The sequence below is a fragment of the Shimia sp. NS0008-38b genome, assembly GCF_040370365.1.
Lineage (GTDB): Bacteria > Pseudomonadota > Alphaproteobacteria > Rhodobacterales > Rhodobacteraceae > Shimia.
Genome location: NZ_BAABWQ010000003.1, coordinates 190,267 through 207,838 on the forward strand (window position 1 = coordinate 190,267; position 17,572 = coordinate 207,838).

General features: G+C 55.2%; 17 protein-coding genes. 8 read left to right on the plus strand and 9 right to left on the minus strand.

Annotated features, from left to right (window positions below):
* Window positions 1-25: 25 nt before the first annotated feature.
* Together ABWV47_RS12935 and ABWV47_RS12940 are read left to right on the plus strand one after the other, a co-directional pair.
* Window positions 26-652, plus strand: coding sequence for a hypothetical protein (locus ABWV47_RS12935; RefSeq protein WP_353312447.1), 627 nt, complete (start codon window positions 26-28; stop codon window positions 650-652).
* A 103-nt stretch (window positions 653-755) separates the two neighbouring features.
* Complete coding sequence (locus ABWV47_RS12940; RefSeq protein ID WP_353312449.1) at window positions 756-1,394, plus strand: 50S ribosomal protein L25/general stress protein Ctc; 639 nt, start codon at window positions 756-758, stop codon at window positions 1,392-1,394.
* A 132-nt stretch (window positions 1,395-1,526) separates the two neighbouring features.
* On the opposite strand, the gene ABWV47_RS12945 is transcribed toward ABWV47_RS12940, so the two are convergent.
* The gene (locus tag ABWV47_RS12945) at window positions 1,527-2,423 is read right to left on the minus strand and encodes an AraC family transcriptional regulator (RefSeq protein WP_353312451.1); all 897 of its coding nucleotides are present in this window, start codon (window positions 2,421-2,423) and stop codon (window positions 1,527-1,529) included.
* A gap of 154 nt (window positions 2,424-2,577) precedes the next feature.
* Here ABWV47_RS12945 and ABWV47_RS12950 point away from each other — a divergent pair, with 154 nt between their 5' ends.
* On the plus strand, window positions 2,578-3,516 hold the full coding sequence (locus ABWV47_RS12950; protein WP_353312453.1) for an SDR family oxidoreductase: 939 nt from the start codon (window positions 2,578-2,580) through the stop codon (window positions 3,514-3,516).
* 93 nt (window positions 3,517-3,609) lie between these two features.
* On the opposite strand, the gene ABWV47_RS12955 is transcribed toward ABWV47_RS12950, so the two are convergent.
* The 4 genes from ABWV47_RS12955 to ABWV47_RS12970 all read right to left on the minus strand — a co-directional run bounded on the left by ABWV47_RS12955 (window position 3,610) and on the right by ABWV47_RS12970 (window position 8,006).
* Window positions 3,610-4,014 (minus strand): VOC family protein, encoded by a 405-nt coding sequence (locus ABWV47_RS12955; protein WP_353312455.1) that lies wholly within the window; start codon window positions 4,012-4,014, stop codon window positions 3,610-3,612.
* 1 nt (window position 4,015) lies between these two features.
* Window positions 4,016-4,837 carry an arginyltransferase gene (locus tag ABWV47_RS12960; RefSeq protein WP_353312457.1) on the minus strand — a complete coding sequence of 274 codons (822 nt, stop codon included), beginning with the start codon at window positions 4,835-4,837 and terminating at the stop codon, window positions 4,016-4,018.
* A 180-nt stretch (window positions 4,838-5,017) separates the two neighbouring features.
* The gene (gene argE / locus ABWV47_RS12965; RefSeq protein ID WP_353313868.1) at window positions 5,018-6,181 is read right to left on the minus strand and encodes an acetylornithine deacetylase; all 1,164 of its coding nucleotides are present in this window, start codon (window positions 6,179-6,181) and stop codon (window positions 5,018-5,020) included.
* 4 nt (window positions 6,182-6,185) lie between these two features.
* On the minus strand, window positions 6,186-8,006 hold the full coding sequence (locus tag ABWV47_RS12970; RefSeq protein WP_353312459.1) for an ABC transporter ATP-binding protein: 1,821 nt from the start codon (window positions 8,004-8,006) through the stop codon (window positions 6,186-6,188).
* A 296-nt stretch (window positions 8,007-8,302) separates the two neighbouring features.
* On the opposite strand from ABWV47_RS12970, the gene ABWV47_RS12975 reads away from it, so the two are divergent.
* The 3 genes from ABWV47_RS12975 to ABWV47_RS12985 all read left to right on the plus strand — a co-directional run bounded on the left by ABWV47_RS12975 (window position 8,303) and on the right by ABWV47_RS12985 (window position 12,025).
* Window positions 8,303-10,003: a peptide ABC transporter substrate-binding protein gene (locus ABWV47_RS12975; RefSeq protein ID WP_353312461.1), complete on the plus strand. Its 1,701-nt coding sequence runs from the start codon at window positions 8,303-8,305 to the stop codon at window positions 10,001-10,003.
* Window positions 10,004-10,113: 110 nt separating this feature from the next.
* A complete protein-coding gene (locus ABWV47_RS12980) occupies window positions 10,114-11,121 on the plus strand; it encodes an ABC transporter permease (RefSeq protein WP_353312463.1) in 1,008 nt (335 codons plus the stop codon).
* The gene (locus ABWV47_RS12985; RefSeq protein WP_353312465.1) at window positions 11,114-12,025 is read left to right on the plus strand and encodes an ABC transporter permease; all 912 of its coding nucleotides are present in this window, start codon (window positions 11,114-11,116) and stop codon (window positions 12,023-12,025) included. Before ABWV47_RS12980 ends, ABWV47_RS12985 begins: the two co-directional genes overlap by 8 nt.
* Window positions 12,026-12,081: 56 nt before the next feature.
* On the opposite strand, the gene ABWV47_RS12990 is transcribed toward ABWV47_RS12985, so the two are convergent.
* Window positions 12,082-12,465 carry a VOC family protein gene (locus tag ABWV47_RS12990; RefSeq protein ID WP_353312467.1) on the minus strand — a complete coding sequence of 128 codons (384 nt, stop codon included), beginning with the start codon at window positions 12,463-12,465 and terminating at the stop codon, window positions 12,082-12,084.
* Window positions 12,466-12,585: 120 nt separating this feature from the next.
* On the opposite strand from ABWV47_RS12990, the gene ABWV47_RS12995 reads away from it, so the two are divergent.
* Both ABWV47_RS12995 and ABWV47_RS13000 read left to right on the plus strand, forming a co-directional pair.
* Window positions 12,586-13,659: a bifunctional transcriptional activator/DNA repair enzyme AdaA gene (locus ABWV47_RS12995; protein ID WP_353312469.1), complete on the plus strand. Its 1,074-nt coding sequence runs from the start codon at window positions 12,586-12,588 to the stop codon at window positions 13,657-13,659.
* Window positions 13,646-14,416, plus strand: a complete 771-nt coding sequence (locus ABWV47_RS13000; RefSeq protein ID WP_353312471.1) for an isocitrate lyase/PEP mutase family protein — start codon at window positions 13,646-13,648, stop codon at window positions 14,414-14,416. Before ABWV47_RS12995 ends, ABWV47_RS13000 begins: the two co-directional genes overlap by 14 nt.
* 51 nt (window positions 14,417-14,467) lie before the next feature.
* Here the strand turns inward: ABWV47_RS13000 and ABWV47_RS13005 are convergent, their stop codons facing one another.
* From ABWV47_RS13005 to ABWV47_RS13015, 3 genes are all read right to left on the minus strand, one after another.
* Window positions 14,468-15,217 (minus strand): class I SAM-dependent methyltransferase, encoded by a 750-nt coding sequence (locus tag ABWV47_RS13005; RefSeq protein WP_353313870.1) that lies wholly within the window; start codon window positions 15,215-15,217, stop codon window positions 14,468-14,470.
* Between the two features lie 127 nt (window positions 15,218-15,344).
* On the minus strand, window positions 15,345-17,009 hold the full coding sequence (gene rpsA / locus ABWV47_RS13010; protein WP_422063645.1) for a 30S ribosomal protein S1: 1,665 nt from the start codon (window positions 17,007-17,009) through the stop codon (window positions 15,345-15,347).
* A 235-nt stretch (window positions 17,010-17,244) separates the two neighbouring features.
* Window positions 17,245-17,505, minus strand: coding sequence for a DUF6525 family protein (locus ABWV47_RS13015; protein WP_353312475.1), 261 nt, complete (start codon window positions 17,503-17,505; stop codon window positions 17,245-17,247).
* Between the last annotated feature and the right edge of the window lie 67 nt (window positions 17,506-17,572).

Below are 17,572 nucleotides of genomic sequence, written 5' to 3' on the forward strand. Positions count from 1 at the left end.
AGGCCGGGCAAAAGGTATCAGGCATATGTTGGTCTTTTTTAAGCAGAATCTCGCGTTTTTGGCGGTTCCGAAAACTGGGTCCACCGCCTACGAGACCACTTTGCGTCGCAAGGCGGACGTCGTGTTCTCCAAAAGCGTGAAACATATGACGGTGGGCAAGTATCACGCCAAGCTCGCTCCTTTTCTTAAAAAGACATATGGGGTGATCCCAGAGCGTATGGCGGTGATGCGCGACCCTGTCGATCACGCCCGCAGCTGGTACAGGTACCGCAGTCCGGCCCGGATGGAATTGACCAACCCTGCCTGTCACGGCGGTATCAGCTTTGACGACTATATTCTGGATGCCATAAGTGAGGCCCCCTCCAAGCCCGCAGGCATAGGCTCACAAGCATCGTTTTTGTCTCTGGGTGTTGGCGTTGTACCGCTGCATCATCTCTTTGCTTATGAACGTCAGGATCTATTGCAGGCCTTTTTGTCCAATCGTTTTGAGGAGGACATCAAGCCGCGCTGGAAGAACGTTTCCCCGGCGGTGGACGCGGTTTTGTCTCCAGAGGTTGAGGCCGCTTTTCGGGCCGCCCGCCCTGCTGATTTTGCGCTTTATGACAGGGTCATGCAGGCAGATGGAGTTTTGCGCGATTTTCGCAGCCAATAGGTGCGAATTCCCTTTGCTTTCTTACCAAATCGCGCTATAGGCGCGGCTTCACGCGGGGATACAGCCTTGGAGGATCCCCGCCTATGCATATGGAGAATTCAAAATGGCTGGTCAAATTCCTGATCTTATTGCCGAAGCACGCACGGGGACAGGCAAGGGCGCCGCTCGTCAAGCGCGTCGCGACGGATACGTACCTGGTGTTGTTTACGGTGGCGACGCCGACCCAGTGTCGATCCAAATCCCTTTCAACGTTCTGCTGAAGAAGCTGAAAGACGGCCGCTTCCTGTCGACCCTTTTCAACCTGAAAGTTGAAGGCCAGGAAGATGTACGTGTGATCTGCCGTGGCGTTCAGCGCGACATCATCAAAGATCTGCCTACCCACATCGACTTGCTGCGCCTGCGTCGCACATCCAAAATCAGCCTGTTCATCCACGTTGATTTTGAGAACGAAGACGAGGCACCCGGCATCAAAAAAGGCGGCGTGCTGACCATCGTGCGCCCTGAAGTTGAGCTGAACGTGACCGCAGGTGACATTCCTGAGCGTCTGGTTGTGGATCTGACCGGTAAAGACATCGGCGACACCATCACCATCAGCCAGATCGATCTGCCTGAAGGTGCAAAGCCAACCATCGATCGTGACTTTGTGATTGCCAACCTCTCCGCGCCGTCTGGCCTGCGGTCTGCTGGTGATGATGAGGACAGCGAAGCCGCTGAAGGCGAAGAAGCAGCAGCTGAAGAATAAACACATCCCGGCTTTGGCCGATTGTGTGAACGCGGTGCCTTCGGGCGCCGCGTCTTTTTTGTGCGTGCGTTTGTATAGAGAACAGCCATTTTTGCGGAACGAAGCTACGTGAAATTCGACCCGGGCCGTTTGTCAGTTCAGCTGTGGGCCCGCTGGCTGATTGGCATACCCCCATTGTCTTGGAGATTGGCCGTACATGCGTTTAAACTCTCGGCTGAACTGCGACGCGCTGATGTAGCCCACATCGATAGCAGCGTCGTTGACCGTCATACCTGCTGCAATCTTCATAGCGGCATTGTTGAGGCGCATGGCTTTTACAAACTGAATCGGCGACATGGTCGTTGCCTGTTTAAATTTACGGTGAAACACCGCCCGACTCATCCCGGTATGCGCAGCCATGTCTTCAATCGTGATCGGTTCATTGACGTGCGAAGATAGAAACTCAATGGCGCGTGCGATTTCGTTGCCAACGCCAAATGCGCGCCGCGCAGAGGCGCCCGCCTCTCCCTTCAACACAGCATAATAGAGTTCCCGCAGTCGCCCTTCGCCAAGCACAGCGGTATCTGTCGCGCTATCGCCCAATTGCAGCAACCTTAGCAACGCCTCCGTAAAGGCATCGTCCCACTGCGAAAGCGCGATTCCCTGCGGGAGGGGCCCGCTTTGGGGGCGCCGAATGGCACCCGCCGCGCTTTCCATTTCGATCGCCAACTCGGTCATTACTTTTGTTTCGAGGGAAACGATCACGCCCAACAACGGGTTGTCAGAAGAGGCGGCAGGCGTTCCTGCTTCCACAGGCATCGACATGGAACAACACATGTATTGATCACTGCCATAGACGTAGCTGTTGCCGTCCAAAATCGCCTCTTTGGTACCGCTGACAATGGCTACAACGCTCGGTTCATACACAGCCGGAGCGCATCGCACCGGATCACTCACCCGAAACAACTGTACGCCCGCCACACCAGTTTCCACGACACCATCTTGGGACAGGGCGTGCTCAAGAAGGCACTTGATACTTTGCTTGCTCATAAGTTGATCATATCATCAAGCGGTCGCAACTCAAACACAACGATACAAATAGGCATGTATTTGCGAGTATTTCATCTATTTTAGAACCTTCCTGAGACCTAGATGTCAGTTCGACCCAAGAACAGAACGAACGTGCATACTTAGGAGATCTCGCATGAAACAGACACAGTTTGGCGCCAAAGGTTGGACGCCCGATCAAATCGGCTCTCTGAAAGGCAAAACATATGTCATCACAGGCGCAAACGCCGGTGCAGGTTTTGAGGCCACACGCCTGCTCCTATCCAAGGACGCAAGCGTGGTGATGATGAACCGAAGCGCTGAGAAGTCCGCGGCCGCTATCAAAAAGCTGCAACAAGAATTTGGCAGAGCTGTCCCTGTGAGCTTTGTGCGTATGGATTTGGCGGTGTTACAATCCGTGAGAGATGCGGCGGCTGAAGTTTTGGAGACAGCGCACAACATCGATGCCCTCATCTGCAACGCAGCCATTGCACAAGTCGCAGACCAAACCATCACCGTGGATGGTTTTGAAAGTCAAATTGGTGTGAACCACTTTGGCCATTTTCTCTTGTGTGGCCTGTTGTTTAACAGGATCGAGCGGTCAGCAGGACGCGTTGTGGTCGTCGGCAGCAATGCCTACAAAATGGGGTTGAAGAGAATTCAGTTTGAAGACCTGAACTTTGATACGAAGTACTCCGCCTGGAACGCCTATGCCCAGAGCAAGTTGGCGCAAATGGTTTTTGCGTACGAGCTACAACGTCGGGCCCGAGCGGCAAACAAATCCGTGCAGATTCAAGTCTGCCATCCCGGCGCGTCACGTACGAATTTGATCGGTGGCCAAACCAGCTTTGCCACAAAAATCATGTGGAAACTGATGTCCCCATTTGCACAATCCGCCGAAAAAGGCTCTTGGCCGGAAGTTTTATGTGCGACACAAGATGGGCTGCACCCCGAAATGTATCACGGCCCAACGCGATTTGAGATGGTGGGCCCAATCGATGCAAGGCCTGTCGAGAAAGTGGCCCTAAACCGCGATATGGCAAACAGGCTATGGGAACTATCCGAACAAAGTACGTCCTTAAACTGGTCGTTTTGACCGCGATCAAAGCCTAAGGTCGCTCCGGACAAATGGCACAGACATCCTGCGTAAAGAGCGGGTTTTCCATGTGTGTTGGAACGGCACTTTCCGTCACCTGTCGCGCGTTGCCGTGAGCTGCAAGAGGTCCCAACGGTTGCCGAAGGGGTCTCTCCAAACCGCGACTTTTCCGTAGTCTTCTACGCGGGGTGTTTCCTCAAACTGCACGCCCAGCGCAACCATCCGGTCATACTCTGCGTCAAAGGCATCGGTATGTAGAAACAAGCCAACGCGGCCGCCAAATTGATCACCCACTGCGGCCTCCTGGCGCCCGCCTTTGGCCTTTGCCAGCAAAATATTGGAAACACAATCTGCGTCAGGCGCAATCACCACCCAACGTTTTTCATCCGACAACCGAAGATCTTCGCGCAAAACAAAGCCAAGTTGTCCCACAAAAAAGTCCAGTGCCACATCATAGTCCGGCACCACCAGCGCAACAGCATGCAAATGACGGGCCATATTAGAATTTGGTGGCGCGCATGTCTGGTAAGGAGATGTTGGCGACCTGTTCGGCAATCGGCGGCGTGGACAGAGGATGGCGTTCTTCAGCAAACTCTTCCGGATTGCGCATCTCGCGCCACTCACCGGCAAAAAACACCTCAAGTCCGGAAAACTTGGCTTTGTAACTCATCTTAGCGCTGCCCGGCACCCAATAGCCGAGGTAGACATAGGGCAAGCCAGCTTCACGTGCGATTTCGATGTGATCCAGAATAAGGTAAGTGCCAAGAGAGGTGCGGCTGTGCTCAGGCTCATAGAAAGAATAAACCATGCTCAGCCCATCTTCGAGCATGTCCGTCAGACACACACCAATCAACTGCTCACTGTCTTTGTCTGTGTATTCCACCACGCGGCTGCGGATCGGCGTTTCCTCAATCATCGCAGCAAATTCAAACACATCCATATCCGCCATGCCGCCATCCGCGTGGCGCGCGCCCAAATACTTCCGAAACAGGTCGTACTGTTCTTCGGTCGCCCAAGGTGAGGTTGCCCTGCGCGTCAGATGGGTGTTGCGGCGCACAGCGCGACGCTGGCTTTTGGTGAGTGTGAATTTGGAAACGTCGATGCGGGCCGACATACAGGCGTTGCAGTCGGTGCAGGACGGACGATACAGCACGTTTTGTGAGCGGCGAAACCCCTGCCCTGACAGCGCATCGTTGAGCGTCGTGGCGTTGTCGCCCTGAAGCGCGGTAAACAGTTTACGCTCCATCCGCCCGTCCAGATACGGACAGGGTTGAGGGGCAGTGACATAAAACTGCGGTGCTATGGGTAGAGTATGACGCATGAGGCTCCTGCAACACGATACGGGAGCAAAGTTAGCAACAGGTTTGTGACAGGCCAAGCCCTCAAACCCCAACAAATGCGGGTTTTTGAGGTCTTGGTTAAAATTTGAAGGGTATTAACCGTACATTCGCCGCTCATTCATCGGAGTTTTTGATCAATTTCTATACCCATTGGTAAGGTGCTAGGTACAGGCCGCCAGCAACTTCTGCATAAAGTCATGGCCGGCGTCGAACTGAGCCACCGTCAAAAACTCATCAGGTTGATGGGCTTGGGCGATGTCGCCTGGGCCGCAGATCACCGTGGAGTACCCTGCTTCCTGAAAATGGCCGCCCTCTGTGCCGTAGCTGACCACGCGGCTGGCGTTGTCTCCCGTCAGGCGACGCACGAGGGATTCGGCCGCGCCGTCCTCTTCGGGCGTCAGTGGCGGAACAGAGAAGAATTCCTGCATGTCGATGTAGGTTTCTGGCACGACAGCCTGCATTTCCGCTTCGATGTCTGCGGCTTTCGCTTTGGCGCGCGCCACCCAATCGGCGCGTGATTCCCCGGGAACGAACCGAAAATCGAGGCCAAAGTGGCAATCCAGTGCGGTGATGTTGTGTGCGGTGCCGCCCTCGATCGTGCCCACATGCACGGTTGTCCAAGGCGGCTCAAAGGTCGCCGCAATCGCGGTTGGGTCATTGGCTCGGTTTTCGATATTCATCTCGTTGGCCCAGTCAATCAACTTGGCCCCATACATGATCGCGTTCACTCCGGTGTGCATCAGCGAGCTGTGCACCTCAAAGCCACGCACATGCACTTTGAAGCCAGTGCCCCCTTTGTGGCCGGTCACAGCCCCCATCATCGAGGGTTCGCCCACAATCACGGCGGATCCTTTTGGCAGATATTTGTTCATACTGACAATCAAAGGGGCCGCACCCGTGCAGCCGATTTCCTCGTCGTAAGACAAAGCCAGCTGTAGTGGCCGCGATAACCCAGCGTAGTGGCCCTCAACCAAAGCCCAGATGGCCAAAGCGTCAAACCCTTTCATGTCGCAGGTACCACGCCCAAAGAGCTTTCCGTCTTTCTCCACCACCGTGAACGGATCGGTGGACCATGGTTGCCCCGCAACTGGCACGACATCGGTATGCCCTGACAGCACAACCGCGCCTTCAATGTCAGGCCCCACATGCGCAAAGAGCGCGGCCTTAGCCGGGTCGGTTTCATGTGGGTGCTGACGCGCGGTGATGCCGTGGCCTGCAAGATAGGCCTGTACCCATTCAATCAGTGGCAAGTTGGTGTCATGACTAACCGTCGGAAAAGATACCAATTTGTCCAAAATCGCCCTTGGGCTCAGCTTTTCGGTCATCAGATCAATACCCACTGTCGGTGATCAGAACTTTGTGGCCGGGTCCAACCTCTTTGTACTCCGACGGGGCTGCTTCATAATTCGCCGGGTGAATCGGCGACGGGATTGGTTTGAAGTTAAGGTCTTTCTCAGACTTACGACGACGCGGGTCCGCAATTGGCACCGCTTTCATCAAGGCTTGTGTGTAGGGGTGCTGTGGGTTCTCAAACACTGCGCGGCGTGGGCCAATTTCAACGATTCGACCAAGGTACATCACCCCAACGTGGTGGCTCACACGCTCCACAACAGCCATATCGTGGCTGATGAACACAAAAGAAATTCCCAACTCTGCCTGCAATTCCATCATCAAGTTCAAAACTTGTGCCTGCACCGAAACATCAAGGGCGGAAACCGCTTCGTCAGAGACGATCAATTTCGGGTTCAGTGCCAGCGCGCGGGCGATTGCGATCCGCTGGCGTTGGCCACCTGACATCTCATGAGGGAAGCGCCTCATGAAGCTGCGAGGCAACTCCACGCGGTCAAACAACATCTCTACGCGCTTTTGCAATGCGTCACCGGAATGGGTGCCATAGTTGCGCATCGGTTCTGCCACTTGATCCTGCAACATCATCTGCGGATTCAAAGATGCAAAGGGATCTTGAAAAATCATCTGCATGTCTTGACGCGCTTTGTGCATATCACGCGGGTTAAGAGACAAGATATCTTGGCCATCAAAGCGTACCTGCCCAGATGTTGGCTCTACCAAGCGCAGCAAAGAGCGCCCCGCAGTGGATTTGCCACAACCGGACTCACCCACCAGCGACAATGTCTGACCTTTGTTGACCGTAAAGGACAGATCTTCAACCGCATGCACATTGGCCACAGTGCGGCGCATCAAGCCGCCTTTGACCGGGAAACGTGTCACAAGGTTGCTCACTTCAAGGATCACTTCGTCGGTGCCCGGAATCGGATCGGTGCTGTGTGTGTTGTCGCCAAACAGCTTCATGGGGCTTGGCACGTCTGTGCCCGTCATCTCACCCAGTTTGGGTACCGCAGCCAGAAGGGCTTTGGTGTAGTCATGTGTGGGATTCTCAAAGATCTCTTCGACAGTGCCCTCTTCGACTTTATTGCCGCGGAACATCACCACCACGCGATCCGCCATCTGCGCTACAACCGCCATATCGTGGGTGATGAACATCACCGCAGTGCCGGTCTCACGTTTCAAACGGTCCATAAGCGCCAGAATTTCTGCCTGAATGGTCACATCCAAGGCGGTTGTCGGCTCATCTGCAATTAGCAGGCGTGGCTCACAGGCCATGGCCATCGCGATCACAACACGCTGGCGCATACCGCCAGACAGCTCATGGGGATATTGCTTCAGACGGCGCTCTGGTTCTGGAATACGCACTTCCCGTAAAAGTTCTAATGCGCGGGCTTCTGCAGCGGCTTTTGATAGTTTTTTGTGCAACCGCAGCCCCTCAGTGAGCTGACGGCCCACTGTGAACACAGGATTGAGGGCCGTCATCGGCTCCTGAAAGATCATGCCAATCTCGTTGCCACGAATCGTTCGCATCATATCTTGGCTGGCTTTTGAGAGGTCGACGTCCTCCTGATCTTTGCGATCAAACAACAAGCGTCCATCGGCGATATCGCCGCCGCCAAACTCAACCAAGCGCATCAAGGACAGGCTAGAAACAGATTTCCCAGATCCGGATTCGCCAACAATACATACCGTTTCACCGGGATTGACCTTAAAGGACACGTCCTCGACGCCCACCACAGGCCCGTCTTTGGTTTGGAACTCGACGCGCAGATTCTCGATGGAGGCGATTGCGTTGTCCAGCATATGGGTAACTCCCCTAGTCTTTTTGTTTTCCCCTAAGCGCCGACGCTACAGACGACGTTCCATCAGGTCAAACCGATGGGAACGTCGTTCCTCAACGACGCGACAGCTAAAAACAAACGAACCCTTGCAATTTTTTACCGGCTGGTCTGTGATGCCCACAGTCGGAGGGGAGTACGGCGCTTTTTTGTGCACAGGCTGTGATAGATTCGCCGCCGGCTCCTTTTGTATGACAAAAAAAACTGGACGGAACCAATCCGCCCTTACGCACGATATTCGTGCCCAACTTGGAGTGAGACATGAAAGCAAAATCTCTTATGCTCGGCGCAGCTGCTGCGTTTGTGATGGCCCCAGCGGCCATGGCAGAACGTGGCGCAGACGGCCATGTGAACATCATCTATTGGCAAGCGCCATCGATCCTGAACCCCTACCTTTCCGGCGGGACCAAGGACATCGAAGCCGCGTCTCTGACAATTGAGCCACTGGCCCGCTATGACGAAACCGGCAAGATGGTTCCGTATCTGGCGACAGAGATCCCAACCGTTGCCAATGGCGGCGTATCTGAGGACCTCACCTCGATCACGTGGACCATCGCTGATGGCATGATGTGGTCTGATGGCACTGCAGTGACCTCTGCTGACGTCGTTTTCACCGGTGAGTACTGTATGCACCCTGAAGGGGGCTGTGCGCAGGCTGCATTCTTTGACGGCGTTGAAAGCATCGAAGCTCTGGACGAGAAAACCGTTAAGGTGACGTTCAATCAGCCAAAGCCAAACCCATACGGTCCTTTCGTGGGTGGTCAGTCTCCGATCATCCAGAAAGCTCAGTTTGAGAACTGCATCGGTGCTGCTGCACCTGAGTGTACAACTGAGAACTTTGGCCCAATCGGCACCGGCCCGTTTGTCGTAACTGAATTCAAAACCAACGACGTGATTCAGTACGAAGCCAACCCAAACTTCCGTGATGCGGCCAAGCCTGCATTTGCAACCGTGACTTTCAAAGGGGGCGGAGACGCAACCGGTGCTGGTCGTGCGGTTCTGGAAACAGGCGAATTTGACTACGCTTGGAACCTGCAGCTGGCACCCGATGTGATTGCCAAAATGGAAGAAGGCGGCAAAGGCGTTGCGATTGCTGGCTTTGGTCCTTTGGTTGAGCGTATCGAAATGAACATGACCAACCCATCTTCTGACCTACCAGAAGGTGAGCGCGCGACTGTTGCACATCCACACCCGTTCCTGTCTGACATCAACGTGCGCAAAGCACTGTCGATGGCGATTGACCGCGAACTGCTGGTGGAGATCGGTTACGGCAAAGCAGGTAAAGTGACCTGTGATCTGGTGCCTGTTCCTGTGAACTACGCATCTGGCAACACCGACTGTTTCACACAGGACATCGCCGGTGCGAACGCCCTGCTGGACGAAGCTGGTTGGGTTAAAGGTGGCGACGGTATCCGCGCAAAAGACGGCGTGAAACTGTCCCTTCAGTACCAGACGTCCACAAACGCTGTGCGTCAGGATTTCCAAGCGCTGATCAAACAGTGGTGGAGCGAAATCGGTGTTGAAACCGAACTGCGCAACCTGTCTGCATCCGTATTCTTCGGTGGTGACCCAGGTTCTCCTGACACTTTCCAGAAGTTCTACGCAGACGTGGAAATGTATGCCAACACCTTCAACGGCACCGATCCTCAGCAGTACCTCGCAGCGTATCGCTGTGGTGGTGAGCCGAAGCCGGACAGCCAGTGGCAGGGTGAGAACATCAACCGTTTCTGCGATCCAGCATATGACGCTCTGATCGACGAGCTGGCCCGCACCGGTGACATCGAGAAACGCGGCGAGATCGCGAAGAAGATGAACGACATGTTGACCAACGAAAGCTTCACCATCGTGCCATTGGTGCACCGTGGCCGTGTGTCCGCACACGCGAGCTCTCTCGGCGGCGTTGTTCTGAACACTTGGGACTCCGAGCTGTGGAATGTTGCTGATTGGCATCGTGTGAAGTAATCACACATTGCGGGGCGGGCCTTCAGGGGGCCGCCCCAATTCTTTCTAGCCCCGCAGTCAGGTCACTGCGCGCGGCTCAACAAAAAAAACAGACGCAAAAGGCGCCTTAGATGCTGACCTTCACAATACGACGTCTGATCCTTGCGATCCCGACGCTCCTCTTTATCTCGCTTGTCATCTTCCTCCTGCTCGAGCTCGCGCCGGGCGATCCGATGGCTCAAGTCCCGCTCACCGTTCCGCCGGAAGTCAAAGAAAAGATGCGCCAGGCTCTGGGCCTCGGCGAACCTGGCTACATCCGCTTCTACAAGTGGTTGGTGCAGTTCTTCTGGGTGGAACCTCAGGTCCTATTTGACCACATGTTTGGCACGACCTTCTCTGAAGGAAAGCTGCGTATCATCAGCTGGCAGCACCGCGGCCCCGTGATGGACGTGGTTGTCGAGCGCCTGCCACAGACCCTATGGGTCGTCGGCATGTCCTACATCGTGGGCATCCTGATCGCCCTGCCGATCGGGATTTATTCGGCCTACAAACAGTATTCGCTGTTTGATCAGGCTGGTACGTTCATCACCATGATCGGCTATTCCATTCCGCCTTTCTTCACCGGCCCGCTGGTGATTGTGTTGTTCTCGGTGAACCTAGGTTGGTTCCCATTTATCTATGACACCACCCATGAGGTGGTGGATTGGGACAGCTTTGTCTATCAGCTGCGTCAGATGATTATGCCAGTGATGGTGCTTGCCATGCAGACCACGGCGCAGATCAGCCGCTACATGCGCGCCTCGATGCTGGACAACCTCAATCAGGACTATGTGCGCACGGCGCGCGCCAAAGGCCTGAGCGAGCGGGTGGTTGTGCTGGTGCATGTGCTGCGCAACTCGATGATTCCGGTTGTCACTGTGATTGCTCTGGGGCTGCCAGCCATCTTTGGCGGCGCGATCATCACCGAACAAGTGTTCTCAGTGAACGGCATTGGCGGACAATTGATTGGTGCCATTCAGGCCAACGATCTGCCCACCGTGCAGACGCTGACCTTTATGTTCGCTATTTTGATTGTCTTCTTCAACCTGATCGCAGACGTGCTTTATGGCATTCTTGATCCGAGGATCCGCTATGACTGATACCACCAACACCGAACCGACCACACCGCAGCGGTCCCAATGGGTAGACGTCTGGCATCAGTTCAAAGCCCACAAAGGTGCGCTGCTCGGTGGGATCATCTTTTTGTTCATCGTGTTTGGCGTGTTTATAGGCCCATGGTTGTGGCCTTATGATGCGACCTACATCGACATCCGAGCCCGCAACCAAGGCCCAAGTTTCGCACACCCGTTTGGCACCGACCAATTGGGCCGCGACCTACTTGCACGTATGATGGCAGGTGGGCAAACGTCGATTGCCGTGGGCCTGACCGCCATGTTGCTGGCGCTAGGTTTAGGCAGCTTTGTTGGCATTGTCGCTGGGTACTTCAAAAAGTTGGATGGCCCACTGATGCGGTTGACCGACCTGTTTCTGGCGCTGCCGATCCTGCCGCTACTGTTGGTGATGATGATGCTGTTTCGCGAACCTTTGTCCTCCGCTGTGGGGCCGGAGCGCGGGATATTCATCCTGATCGTGGTTGCGATTGGCGTCACATCCTGGATGCCTACGGCACGGATCGTAAGGGGCGATGTGTTGGCGCTGAAAGAACGTGAGTTTGTTCTGGCAGCACGGTCCATTGGCACATCGAACACGAACATGATCACGCGGCACATCCTGCCCAACGTGCTGTCCCCAATCATGGTGTCCGCCACGCTTGGCATCGCAAACGCGATCATCACAGAAAGCGCGCTGTCGTTCCTAGGCCTTGGCTTCCCACCGGATTTCCCAACCTGGGGCCGTTTGCTGAATGACGCAGTACAGTATCTGCAAGACTATCCAGAGCGTGTCTTCTGGCCCGGTCTGGCAATCTCGTTGACCGTGCTGTCGGTGAACTACCTCGGCGATGGTCTGCGTGATGCGCTTGATCCGCGCATTCGTGGCCGGTAAGCCGCTTCTCTTCACAAACAAACAAAAGGCCGAGTGCATGCTCGGCCTTTTGGCGTTTAGTCGTAGTTACACACTTCGATCAAATTTCGATCCGGGTCGCGAAAGTAGACAAATTGAATGGGTCCCATCGCACCAGTGCGTGTAATTGGGCCCTCTTCAATTGTCACTCCCTTCTGCTGGAGATGTACAACCACCGCATCCAATGGTGTTGTTGCAATGAGGCAAAGGTCCGCAGAGCCCGGTGTGGGCCTATCGGCTTTGGGTTCAAACTCTCTCCCAGCCTCATGCAAATTGATTTTTTGCTCCCCAAAGGATAACGCCAAACGCCCATCTCCAAAGGCCACAACACCAAACCCCAAGACATCCCGATAAAACGCCACTGTGGCGTCAATACTGGCCACCGTCAGCACCAAGTGGTCGAGTCGGTTGATCTTTATCATGAGGGCCCTTTCATCCATTTTGTCAGCGGCACAAACGGCAGCCAGCTGTCTGCGTTCACTTTTCTGAATACACGCCTGATTTCCGGCTGCACAGCCAAAGGCGCCTGTTAGGGTGCCCCCATGTTGTTTGATCTGCCTTCCCATGACACACTTTATGCCGCGCTTTTGGCCCGCGACCCAGCCTACGACGGCCGCGCATATGTCTGTGTGTCTTCCACTGGTGTGTTCTGTCGCCTGACCTGTCCGGCCCGCAAACCAAAGTCGGAGAATTGCACGTTCTTTGCCTCTATCGGGGAATGCATCGAAGCTGGTTATCGCGCCTGCAAACGCTGCCATCCAATGGCGCCAGCCGCAGAGTCCGACCCCGCCATAGCCGCACTTCTAAGTGCCCTAGACGAACGCCCCGACATCCGTTGGTCTGAACGTCACGTGGCACAGATGGGCTTTGATCTCTCCACCGTACGTCGGTCTTTCAAACGCCAGTTTGGCATGACGTTTCTGGAGATGGCACGACAACGGCGATTGCGTGAAGGTTTTGAAGCCCTCAGTTCCGGTGAAAAGGTGATTGATGCCCAGCACAGCGCCAGTTTTGAAAGCCCTTCTGCGTTTCGCGCAGCCTTTGCGCGCCTTCTCGGATGTGCCCCTGCCGATTTACACCAAGGCGGACTATTGTGCGCTGACTGGATCACCTCACCTCTGGGCGACTTGATCGCGGTGTCCAGCGCGTCCCATCTGCACCTTCTGGAATTTGTTGAGCGCAAAGCCCTGCCCCGTGAGCTGTCCCGCCTCCGAGACTTTGCCAAGGGTGATCTTGGGTTAGGTCGGTACGCCCCCACCGATCAAGTCGAAGCTGAACTGCGCATGTTCTTCGCGGGAAAAAGCGCCAAGTTTCACACCCCCCTGGCTTTCCATGGCACGCCGTTCACCAAGGACGTTTGGCACGCGCTGTGCGACATCCCCGCCGGAGAAACTCGCACCTATTCCGAGCTGGCCCAAGCCATGGGCCGTCCCGCAGCCACACGTGCAGTGGCTAGAGCCAATGCGGCCAATCAAATTGCCTTGCTGGTGCCCTGTCACCGTGTGTTGGGCGCAGATGGCGCTCTGACTGGCTACGGTGGCGGTCTCTGGCGCAAGCAAAAACTCATTGAAATCGAACGCCAATACACCAAAGGACTAGCTCATGACTCAAGCTGACCGCGCCCGCATCTTTGCCGATCTTCACACACCCGGCACGCCGTTGGTGCTCTACAATTGTTGGGATGCTGGCAGCGGCGCAGCAATTGAGAAAGGCGGCGCGCCTGCCCTTGCCACCGGAAGCTGGTCGGTTGCTGCGGCCCAAGGCTATGCAGATGGCGAAGCCTTACCACTGGATACGCTTTTGAGCATCGCTACACGTATCACCTCAACCTGTGATGTGCCTGTATCGCTAGATTTTGAAGGCGGGTACGCGGTGGCACCAGATGCATTGCGTGCCAACGTAGCCCAAGTTCTGCAAGCCGGTGTCATCGGCATCAACTTTGAGGACCGCGTGGTCACAGGCGAAGGGGTGCACAGCGTAGAGACGCAATCCGACCGCATCCAAGCGATCCGCGCCGCAGCAGATGATGCGGGCCTGCCCCTCTTCATAAATGCCCGAACCGATCTCTTTTTACAATCGGCACCGGAGGCGCACGGCACCCATTTGCAAGAAGCTATCACACGTGGCAAAGCCTATGCCGACGCCGGAGCCAGTGGCTTTTTTGTTCCCGGACTAAGCGATCCAAAGATGATCACCCAAGTCTGTGACGCCAGCGCTTTGCCCGTGAATGTGATGTGTTTGGATATTTCTGCGGATACCGCTCCGTTGGCAGAGCTAGGTGTGTCTCGTATCAGCTTTGGTCCGGCCCCATATCGGGCGGCCTTGCGTGCGCTTACAGCTCAAGCAAAACAACTTTACGGCAAAGCAGGTTGAGGGCGGGGACGCGTACGGCCAAGACAAGAACAAAGGCACGCGTTTCTCAGGTCATCTTGGGTTGAGAGAAAAAATCATCTCTGGACTGGAGTATTCGTCAAACGCTGCGCCAGACCAGTCCCCCCAAAGCGCCGTCACACCAAAACCCGCAGCATCCGCCATCGCCAAAATCTCCGTTTTGCTCGAAAACCGCAATGTTGACGTGGACCGTTTTTGCCCGCCCCCGGGCAGGAACGTGTACCGTTCCTCAAACGTTACATAAGGGCCATCTTGCTTGATCACCTCATGTGTGAGCTGCACCGCGCGGCCATCCTCCAGAACAACAGGAGGCTCTGCATGGGCCGGTGTCCATTGCTGCCAGGCCTTGGTGTTTGGGTTGCGGCTCTCAAACAACAACACACCGCCGGGCGCCAACAGCGCCAAGGCGCTATGAAAGAATGCATCCATATCCGCAACTGTCAGCAGGCATTGAAAGGCGTGGCCGGTCATGACAATCACTTCAAACCGCTGTGTCACTGCAAAATCTGAAAGCACGCCGGTGTGCCATATTACCTGATGCGCAGCTCGGCGTGTTCTGGCAACAGCCAGCATTTCCACCGCCGGATCCAACCCGGTGACTGAGTGGCCAAGTGTGGCCAGTTCAACTGCAAAAAGCCCGGTGCCACAACCGACATCCAAGATGGTACAGGGGGTGCTAGGCAATTGTGACAGGTAAAAATCGAAATCAGCGCGCCCCGCATTGATTGCATCATAAATCTGCACAAGCTCTGGCTCTGAATATAAGCTGTCGATGTTCTTCATATCTGCCAAAAGATGTAAGTCAACGCGCCCTTGAGCTTACCCAAATCACCGCCTCGTTCCAAAAGAAAAACCCCACCATCACTGGCGGGGTTCTCCAATTCTGTAAGCGATAAAAGGTCGATTGACCTTATTCGTCGCCTGTTTTCAGCGCTGCGCCGAGGATATCGCCAAGAGACGCGCCGGAGTCGGAAGACCCATACTGTTCGACGGCTTCTTTCTCTTCTGCAATCTCGCGTGCTTTGATCGACAGACCCAGACGACGAGTCTTGCTGTCGATGTTGGTCACGCGCACATCAAGCTTGTCACCAACATTGAAGCGCTCTGGACGCTGGTCTGCACGGTCGCGAGACAGGTCGGAGCGACGGATGAAGGATTTCATGCCTTCATAAGCCACTTCGATGCCGCCATCTTCGATCGCTGTCACTTCACAGGTCACGATAGAGCCGCGCTTCACGCCGCCAACTGCATCTGCGAATTTGTCGCCGCCGAGTGCTTTGATCGAAAGAGAGATACGCTCTTTTTCGACGTCAACTTCGGAGACAACCGCCTGAACAACGTCGTTCTTGTGGTAGCTCTGGATCGCTTCTTCGCCGCGCTCGTCCCAGGACAAGTCGGAGAGGTGAACCATGCCGTCGATCTCGCCAGGCAGGCCGATGAACAGACCAAATTCGGTGATGTTCTTGACTTCGCCTTCGACCTCGGTGCCCTCTGGGTGTGTTTCTGCAAACACTTCCCATGGGTTGCGCTGAGTCTGCTTGAGACCCAAGGAAACGCGACGCTTGGAGCCGTCGATTTCCAGCACCATGACGTCCACTTCTTGCGAGGTGGAAACGATCTTGCCGGGGTGTACGTTCTTTTTGGTCCAAGACATCTCAGACACGTGAACCAGACCTTCAACACCCGGCTCCAGCTCAACAAATGCACCGTAATCGGTGATGTTGGTCACGCGGCCTTTGTGCACAGAAGACAGTGGGTACTTGCCAGCAACCAGATCCCATGGATCTTCCTGCAGCTGTTTCATGCCCAAGCTGATGCGGTGGGTTTCTTTGTTGATCTTGATGACCTGAACTTTGACGGTTTCGCCAATTGTCAGGATCTCAGATGGGTGGTTCACACGGCGCCATGCCATGTCCGTGACGTGCAGCAAGCCGTCAACACCGCCGAGGTCAACAAACGCACCGTATTCGGTGATGTTCTTGACCACACCGTCGACCGCTTGGCCTTCGGTCAGGTTGCCGATAACTTCGGCACGCTGTTCTGCGCGGGACTCTTCGAGGATCGCACGACGCGATACAACGATGTTGCCACGACGACGGTCCATTTTCAGAACCTGGAACGGCTGCTTCAGACCCATCAGTGGGCCAGCGTCACGCACTGGGCGCACGTCAACCTGAGAACCAGGCAAGAAGGCCACGGCGCCGCCGAGGTCAACTGTGAAGCCGCCTTTGACGCGACCAAAGATTGCGCCTTCAACGCGCTCTTCGTCTGCGTATGCTTTCTCGAGGCGATCCCATGCTTCTTCGCGGCGCGCCATCTCACGGGAGATAACCGCTTCGCCACGGGCGTTTTCAGCCGAGCGCAGGAAGACTTCTACTTCGTCGCCAACAGCGATTTCAGCAGCTTCACCAGGATTTGCGAATTCTTTAAGATCAACGCGGCCTTCCATTTTGTAGCCAACGTCGATGATGGCTTGGCCCGCTTCAATTGCGATGACTTTGCCTTTGACAACCGAACCCTCGTTCGGTGTGTCCATTTCGAAGCTTTCATTAAGGAGGGCTTCGAATTCCTCCATAGTTGTATCAGCCATGTGGCGTCATTTCCTTTACAAACATTTTTTCTGGCCGTGCGGTTGTCTCCGCCGGTCTGGGTTAGCGCCCCGCCATTCTGGCAGAACAGGTTGGTCAAGGGCGCGCCAACAACAAGAAAACACACAAAAAACAAAGAGGGCCGGTGCGTCCGACCCTGCTCGTCTTGTTGTTTTATGGCATTTGCGCCTTATAGACAGGGCGCTCTATAGCGATAATCGCTTATGTGGGCAAGTCGATTCCGACATGCATCTGGTCACGGCGCAGCGTCGCCTGCTCAATCATCTTAAGGCGTTCGATCGCCGCGTTGGGGTCTTTATGTCCACCCGCTTTGCGCCAAACCCCTCGTGCAGACGCCGGGCTCCATGGCAACGCCGCCGTGTGCAACCACTTGCGCAACTCGGGCGGGAGCGCATCATAGGCGGTCATGCTGTTTCCGTGCCGGCGCCGGCCACGCAAGCTGCTGTTCAGGTTTCTGCTCATGAGTCTCTGCCAAATCAGAAATTTGATATAGTATTACATATCAAATTGAAACAATGGCAACCGGGAA